This is a genomic window from Desulfobacter sp. UBA2225 (assembly GCF_002348205.1).
Taxonomy (GTDB): domain Bacteria; phylum Desulfobacterota; class Desulfobacteria; order Desulfobacterales; family Desulfobacteraceae; genus Desulfobacter; species Desulfobacter postgatei.
Map to the genome: position 1 here is coordinate 1 of NZ_DDYV01000259.1, position 7,555 is coordinate 7,555.

At 47.0% G+C, this 7,555-nt stretch carries 7 protein-coding genes and 1 pseudogene; all 8 read right to left on the reverse strand.

The genetic code is table 11. The features are described from left to right. Positions 1-143 precede the first annotated feature (143 nt). Entirely contained in the window at positions 144-1,091 is a 948-nt protein-coding gene (locus B3D59_RS12890) for a GGDEF domain-containing response regulator (protein ID WP_286820239.1), read from the reverse strand. Positions 1,092-1,105: 14 nt separating this feature from the next. Then, positions 1,106-1,804, reverse strand: a complete 699-nt coding sequence (locus B3D59_RS12895; protein ID WP_286820240.1) for a hypothetical protein — start codon at positions 1,802-1,804, stop codon at positions 1,106-1,108. A 15-nt stretch (positions 1,805-1,819) separates the two neighbouring features. Then, positions 1,820-3,193, reverse strand: a complete 1,374-nt coding sequence (locus B3D59_RS12900; RefSeq protein ID WP_286820241.1) for an ABC transporter substrate-binding protein — start codon at positions 3,191-3,193, stop codon at positions 1,820-1,822. Between the two features lie 58 nt (positions 3,194-3,251). Next, entirely contained in the window at positions 3,252-4,088 is an 837-nt protein-coding gene (locus B3D59_RS12905) for an ABC transporter permease (RefSeq protein ID WP_286820242.1), read from the reverse strand. Further along, positions 4,075-5,277 (reverse strand): ABC transporter substrate-binding protein, encoded by a 1,203-nt coding sequence (locus B3D59_RS12910; protein WP_286820243.1) that lies wholly within the window; start codon positions 5,275-5,277, stop codon positions 4,075-4,077. The genes B3D59_RS12905 and B3D59_RS12910 overlap by 14 nt, the downstream gene beginning before the upstream one ends. After that, on the reverse strand, positions 5,267-6,043 hold the full coding sequence (locus B3D59_RS12915) for an ABC transporter ATP-binding protein (RefSeq protein ID WP_286820244.1): 777 nt from the start codon (positions 6,041-6,043) through the stop codon (positions 5,267-5,269). Before B3D59_RS12915 ends, B3D59_RS12910 begins: the two co-directional genes overlap by 11 nt. 3 nt (positions 6,044-6,046) lie before the next feature. Continuing rightward, positions 6,047-7,012: an ABC transporter substrate-binding protein gene (locus B3D59_RS12920; RefSeq protein ID WP_286820245.1), complete on the reverse strand. Its 966-nt coding sequence runs from the start codon at positions 7,010-7,012 to the stop codon at positions 6,047-6,049. A gap of 102 nt (positions 7,013-7,114) precedes the next feature. After that, a pseudogene (locus B3D59_RS12925) lies at positions 7,115-7,555 on the reverse strand (AarF/ABC1/UbiB kinase family protein); the annotation flags it as partial.

Consider the following 7,555-nt stretch of genomic DNA (forward strand, 5'->3'; position numbering starts at 1 on the left):
ATTTAAAATGAGCGAATGGGGAGTTGTTTTAAATCTCAATACTCAATACTCATAACTTTCATATATTCAAAGGAAAACACCCCTGTTCAGATGGGTTTGTCGGGAAAGTGGATTGTGACAATATATGGCGGCCCCCAAAAGCGCTATCGATCCCTGAAAATACTCGTATTCCGGCCACTTTCCTTGGCCTGGCAAAGGGTTATGTCCGCCTCTTGTAACAGGCTGCCCAGGGAATTGAATTCAGGATATTTACGTCCAATTCCAATGGAAATTGTACAGGAAACAGCACTGCCGTCCTTCAGGAGAATCTGGGTTTCGGCAACGGTTTTCAGGATATCCGAAACAATATCCATCGACAGTTCGTGGGTCTGTGCAGTGTACATGACTGAAAAATCTTCACCGCCCATGCGCCCGAATATTGCATCCGGTGGCAAGACATCTTTGATGACATTTGCCACTGTTTTTAAAACGATGTCGCCCACATCATGGCCATACTGATCATTGATCTTTTTAAGATAGTCAATATCAATCATCAGGACATATAATTCACTGCCTGACGCATTGAACAGGGGTTCTCCAAGTTCAAAAAATCTCTTTCGGTTCAACACACGGGTTAAAACGTCCCGGGTGGCCATCATATCAAGTTCCCGAATCATTTCCCGTACCTGGAGCTGAACTCTGACCCGGGTCAGCAGTTCTTTGGCCTTAAACGGTTGGGTTACATAGTCGGCCCCACCCAGGTCATATACCTTTTCAATATTTTTTTCGTCGGTTTCAGCAGTGATGAAAATAATAGGGATTTCCTGGGTGTTCGGGTACTGTTTAAGCTTTCTACAGAGAGTATATCCATCCATGTCAGGCATATGCGTGTTCAGCAGGATCAAATGAATCTGTTCGTTTCTGACCACTTTCAGGGCATCAGCCCCGGAGGTGCAGGGGATTACATCATAATCCTGGAGAATAGACCGGGCCATATCCAGATTGCGTTCTGTATCGTCTATGACCAGGATAGTTTTATTTTTGTTATCATCCATACATTTTTTTTCGCAAGGTGCCTGATGGCAGCTCTTTTTTCCGGAAAAACCATCCATGGTCTTTTCCGGTATTACTCTTTTTTCTTTTCCCAGAAATTACGGTTTTCCTGCAGAATGTCACTTATATCGTCATCAACTACATTCTCGTCGTTTTCATTGTCTTCATCTTCAAGATTAATATCTGTAAATTCATCAATGTTTAAATCTTCTATATCATCCTCATCATCCTCTTGGGTTAAATCAATCAGTTCATCACCGTCATCTGCGTCAAGGATGTTGGAGCTCTCCTGATCAAATGCAGGTTCATCTTCAAGGTCTTCAATTTCCAGTCCGGGGTCAGCTCCCTGGATCTCATCAGACAGCTCTTCCGGTTCCGTATCCTCTGCCTTTACTTGGCCGGGCTCATCATCCGCGGCATCATCATAATCGGGAAAGTGAATAGACAGATTGTCATCCAGATCTGATACCGGGGCCGCATTTTCATCATTTTCATCCTGAGTGTCTTGTTTGGACGCCGTACTTTCACTATCTTCAATCAGGTTTCCGTGCCGGTCAAAAAGCAAGCTGCCGTTCAGATTGATTTCATAATCAAGCCTGAACGCCACATCATTGTCATGTACCACAATCTGGCCGCCTTTGGGGGACAGCGCCTTTGCGGTCAGACGCTCCTTGAGCAGATCCCTGACTGCATCAAGATCCAGATCCTTTTGGACAGATGCAATGAGGTCTTTTTCTCCATTCAGTATGACTTGGGGATCTGTAATTCTCATGCATAACTCCTTAATTTATATATTGAATGCGATGTTGGCAAAGCTGGGGTCAATAAAGTTTTCAAGGTCAATAATTTTGCCGATCTCCATGACATCGTGCATGTATCTTTGAATTTTATCTAAATCTGATGCTTGCGGATAGAGTCCGTCCCAACGGATGGCCATGGGCTGGGAAAATACATTTTGAAGCACCTGGGGATTCAGCCCCATTTTACCTTCGGGGTCCAGGAATTTCACGGCAATGTCCGCAGCCCGGGCCTTGTCGTTTTCAATAAACTCGCCGGTATCCACCAGCAGAGAGACAAACTCCTGAACAGCTTCAGGGTGTTTCTGGATAAAGTCCTTTTGCATGGCCACAATGCAGCAGGGATGATTCTCCCAGCGTGTGGCTGAATAAAATTCCAGGTTGCCGATTCCCCCCTTGATGGCTTTGGTGGCAACCGGTTCGGCAACCATAAATCCACCCACATCTTCGTTTTCTTCCATAATACCGGGCATCTTAATGGGTGGAACCACCTCAAATCGCACATTAATCGCTTTTTTTCCCGGAACACCGGGTTTGAGCCCCAGTTCCTTCAAAAATTGATGTGCAAGCATGTGGTGAACCGACATTTTGTGAGGAATGTCCACAACCTTGTATTTGTAAAAGCTTTGCAAAGAGTCAAACCTGTAATCATAATGCCGGGAGCGCACAAATGTGGAACCGTTCTTGTGGGCAAACAGGACCAGCTGAATGGGGGCGTCATAGGCAAACAGGTCCATGGCAATGGGTGCCAGAACAAAGGCGCAGTCAATTTCACCGCTTTCAAGGCCTTCCTGTATCGGGTTCCATCCACCCATCAGGCTGGTGGACAGATCAAAGTGCTGGGGGGTTACATCCCCCTCGTTAATGCGGTGTTTCAGGGCGCCCAGAGCAAGGTGGTCGGTAATCTGAATGTGGGCAACATTGAGTTCAACGCGCCCTCCAATAATGCTTCGCTTTTTTGTTACCCGCTGTTTTTTCATCCCTCCGGAGAAGGCCGTTTCAATCGCCTTTGTTATTTCCTCCTCATTAAACGGCTTCGGGCAATGGGCATTCCCACCGGCTTCCAGGATGACTTTCTGCTGGCCCATGTCGGCCTGGGCCGTAGCCATGATGAAAGGCAGATCTTTAAATGCTTCAGAGGCTCTTAATTCTTTGAGAAATCCAAGGCCATCCAGCGTGGGCATGTTCCAGTCGGAGATCACAAGATCAGGTTTTTCAACTTTTACTTTTTCAAGGCCGTCTACACCGTTCACCGCCATAACAAGGTTTGAAAATCCCGCTTTAGCCAGGATTTGTTTGAACATTATCCGCATGGTGCCTGAATCATCTGCCACAACAATTTTAATATTCGGGTCTACCGCCATAAAATACTCCTTATGTCCTGAAAAGGTAAAGTATGTAAAAAATTAAAAGTTTTATCTCTTAAACATCATCGGACCATGACCAGCTGAACCTGTGCTGCAATTTCTGGAAAACTCTGTCGAGTATAAATCCCAGCATGCCGATGGCAATGATTACGGCCATAAGTTTGTCATATTCCATGGTATCCCTGGCATCGTTAATCAGATAGCCTAGACCCGATGATACCCCTAAAAATTCTGCCGGGACCAAAACAATCCATGCAATCCCCAGCGCCAGTCTGATGCTGGTCATCATATGTGGGATGGAATATGGAATAACAATCGTTTGAATGAGTTGAACGTTATTGGCACCCTGGTTCAAAGCCATTTTTATCCACTGGGGGTTAATATCCATGACACCAATGGCTGTATTCAGTATTATAGGACAAATTGTCGCCATTACAATCAAAAAATGAACTGCGGATTCAAAGCTGGTAAATAAAAGCAATGCAATGGGCATCCATGACAAGGGGCTTATCATTCTTACGAATTGAATCGGCGAATAGGTCAGCTTGCGAAGACGAGTGAAAAAACCGATCAGTATGCCCAATGGGAGTCCGATGACTGCTGATATGGCTATGCCTACAACGATTCTACGCAGGCTTGCAAAAACCGACATCCAAAATCTGGAATTCTGAAAAGCGTCTGCCATGGCCGTTAGAGTCGGGCCGGGTAGAAAACCTTTAAAATGGGACAGTCCGGGCCTGGTGAAGATAAACTGTGTGATAACGGCCCAGGCACAGGCAAACAGGACAAGTCCGGCAAGTTCATATTTCCAGCCAGACCATATCCGGGTGAAAAATGATGATAAGCCGACCTGGACGGTGCTATCCTGGAAATTTTTTTCAATTGATTTCAACGGTTTCTTCCCTGGAAAAGAGATCTTCTGTGTCGCCATGCCTGAACGTTTTCACTCCCCCCATGTCGTCAAGGGCTTTTCTGACAAAACGGTCGTCCACAAGCTGTGCAACGGCTGTGTTTACATCAAGGGTCGTCAGAAAATCCGTGTTGCCTTCAACCTTGGTTTTTTTCATCTGTTCCAGAATAAATCGGGTGGCTGTTGGAAAAGGAAAGGGCTGGAAACCGATTCTTTCTACATTCCACTGGGGGTGTATCAGTTCTTTTTCGGGGATGGCACCAAAAACCCTGTGAAGAATTGATTCCTTTACCGGCAAAAATCCTTCGCCGTCCCTGCTGAGCAGGTGAGCCGTTTCCTTTGGGTTTTGCAGGCACCACGCCTGGGCTCTTACAATGGCGTTTACCGCCTTTTGAATTACTATGGGGCTTTCTTGGATCAGATGCTCATTGGCGACGACAACACAACAGGGATGATTTTTCCAGATATCTCCGGAATATCGCATAATTTTTGCCGAAAATTTTTCCTGGGCCAGGGCGTTGAACGGGTCCGCCACGATAAATGCGTCTATCTTATTTCCCAAAAGCGCCTGGGGCATATCCGGGGGTGGCAGAATAAAGAGGTTCACCTCCTGGGGGGCAAGCTTTGAGCCCGGCGGTCGGATGACAGGTTCAAGTCCCTGGACCTGAAGTCCTAACTGCATGACCAGATTGTGCATGGAGTACCATGAGGGCACGGCCACCTGCTTGCCGGCCAGATCCGCAAACCGGTTGATGCCGGCGTCTGCTTTAACAGTGACCGCACTGCCATTGGTGTGATTCCAGGCCAAAACCTTGACGGGTACGTTCTGCTTGAATCGCATCCATATGGGGATGGGAAAAAGCATGTGGGCCAGATCAAACTTACCCGTTAAAAAGGATTCGGAAAGTACTTTCCATGACCGCACCATCACCGGTGGTTCCACATCAAGTCCTTCGTGGGAAAAATAACCCAGAGTGTATGCAACGAGTAAAGGGGTGGCATCTGTAATGGGCAGATAACCTATTTTTAACGGTCTTTTTTTTGCCGATGCCGAGCAAGGAAATACCATGGGGGCACAGGCGGCTATGCCTGCTGTCCCTATTGCTGTTTTTAAAAAACTTCGCCGTGAAATACTGTTGGGGTATACCGGCTTTACATGGTTAAATTTCATTTGTCAGGCTCCGTTTAACTAAATATGCGATTTTAAATCGTTCGAGAATATCGGTTCTCAACGCTTTGATTACAGGATCATGCTGTTTTCTGGGGTAGGGTACATTGATATCAAAAATATCGGAAATGCCCGCAGGGGAGCCTGCCAGAACAACAATTTTATTGCCAAGGCGTATGGCTTCATCAATATCATGGGTGACAAAGACCGAGGTAAAGCTTTCGGACATCCACAGGTTTACCAGTTCTTCCTGGATATGGGACTGGGTAAAGGTGTCTAACGAGGCAAAGGGCTCGTCAAGCAGCAGGACCTGGGGACGTCCCACCAGCGCCCTGGCCAGGCAGACCCGCTGGGCCATACCTAAAGAGAGCTGGCTGGGTTTTGCGTCAGATGCACCTATCAGTCCCATGATTTCCAGAAACTGGCTTACCCGGTATTCAAGATCCTGGGTATCTTTCCTGATTTTACAACCATAGGCCACATTCTCCTTAACGCTGAGCCATGGAATCAGCGCCGGTTGCTGGAACAGCATGGAGCGCGAGGGATGGACGCCGACAATAGGGTTGCCGTTCACCCGAATTTGACCGCAGGTCGGATTTTCAAGCCCAGCCAGCATATTCAGCAGGGTGGTCTTTCCACAACCCGATTCACCCAGAATAATCACAAAATCCCCAGGATTTATGGAAAAGGAAATATCCTTGAGAATCTGATGTTTTTTTTTCCCCGGCCCGTCGTAGGATTTACATATTTTTTCAATATCTATTTTCAAGTACTATAATTCCGATAGAACAGTATCAATAAATTCGGGCCTGACAAATCCATTGAGGTCCGCTTCGATCGGCATGACCTTCATGGTTGTGCGCATATAATCAAGCACGATGTTTAAAATTTCCATATCCGGAGCCAGAAGTTTTGGGCAATAGGTAATCCCGGATGTGTTAAGTACCCGTCGTATCTGCTCGGCAGAAAGGCCTAAAAAAGAGGCGGAGATGCGTTCAATGCTGTTTTCAGCGGTGTCCTGGGATGATGACATATACCGGTCAAGTTCCCGGGCGCTATAAATCAGACAGCTGACCATCAGGGCCAAATCCTCCCTTTTGGTCACAAGCAGATCCTGGTGTACCACGAATACGCTACCCGGATGCTCCTTCCACAGATCCCGGGAAAGGAGCAGATATCTGAATCCTTTTTTTTCAACCTCCGCGTCACCAAAGGGGGAAGGGCAGATAAAAGCTGCAATATCGCCGTCAAGATCCGAACTGGCCATTTCCGGCATCAAGGCAAACGGTACCGATTCAATTTCGACGCTTTCTTCTAATTTTCCTGAACCGGCGATTTTTAAATCTCCTGCACTCAGCAGCCTGTGAACAAGCATATGTTGAATACTGAGCCTGTGCGGAATCAAAACACTTTTACCTTTAAGATCCGCCAATTTTTGAATTTGTTTGGCCATAATGACTCTGCTGCCTGCCCTGTGAGTGAACATGAGCATGGATATTGCCGAACCCTTGTTAAACAGATACATGGCCTGGGCAATATCCATGAACGCGGCATTAATATCCCCGGATGCAAACCCCCTCTCCACCTGTTCCCAGGAACGCATGGTAAAAGGTATAATATCAGAATCGGCACCAGACCCTTTGCGCTGGATGTAACCGGGTAAAGCAATCCCTAATATCAGATGATCAATACTAATAAAATGTCCGATTCGGATAGTCAGGGGCNNGGGCAGCCTCAAATCTTTTAGACTTATTGATTTTGGATTTTATTGAGAAAAACTTTAACACAGCCCGGAATGCGTTGGCAAGTTTGTAGACGCAATTTATTTCATCTGCGGTACTTAAAGTCGCCCGCTGCGAATAATGGCCACCAATAGCCAGACACCAAGGAGAGCAGCAGCAATGAATCCGGCAATGCCGATGATGGAGACGCCGAGAATCATCGGCGGGATCCGGGAGTTGAGTACAATGGCCGAGCCCAGGATCAGGGCGGCAATGATAATGGCAAAGGAGATCCGATTGGATGTCTGGTCCTGGGTCATCATCAGCCGCTCCAGACCCTCAATGCTTACCGTGATCTTGATTTTTCCCTTTTTGATCTGGGTAATGATGCTGCTTGTATCCCCGGGCAGGGTCTGAAGCAGGGAAAAGAGATCCCTGGCGATGCCTAAAAAGTCCCGGGAGAGTCGGGGTAATGAATATTTTCTTAGGGTGGCGGACCTGATATAGGGCCGGGCATGGTTAAGGAGATCAAATTGAGGGTCTAGTGTGCGTGCCACCCC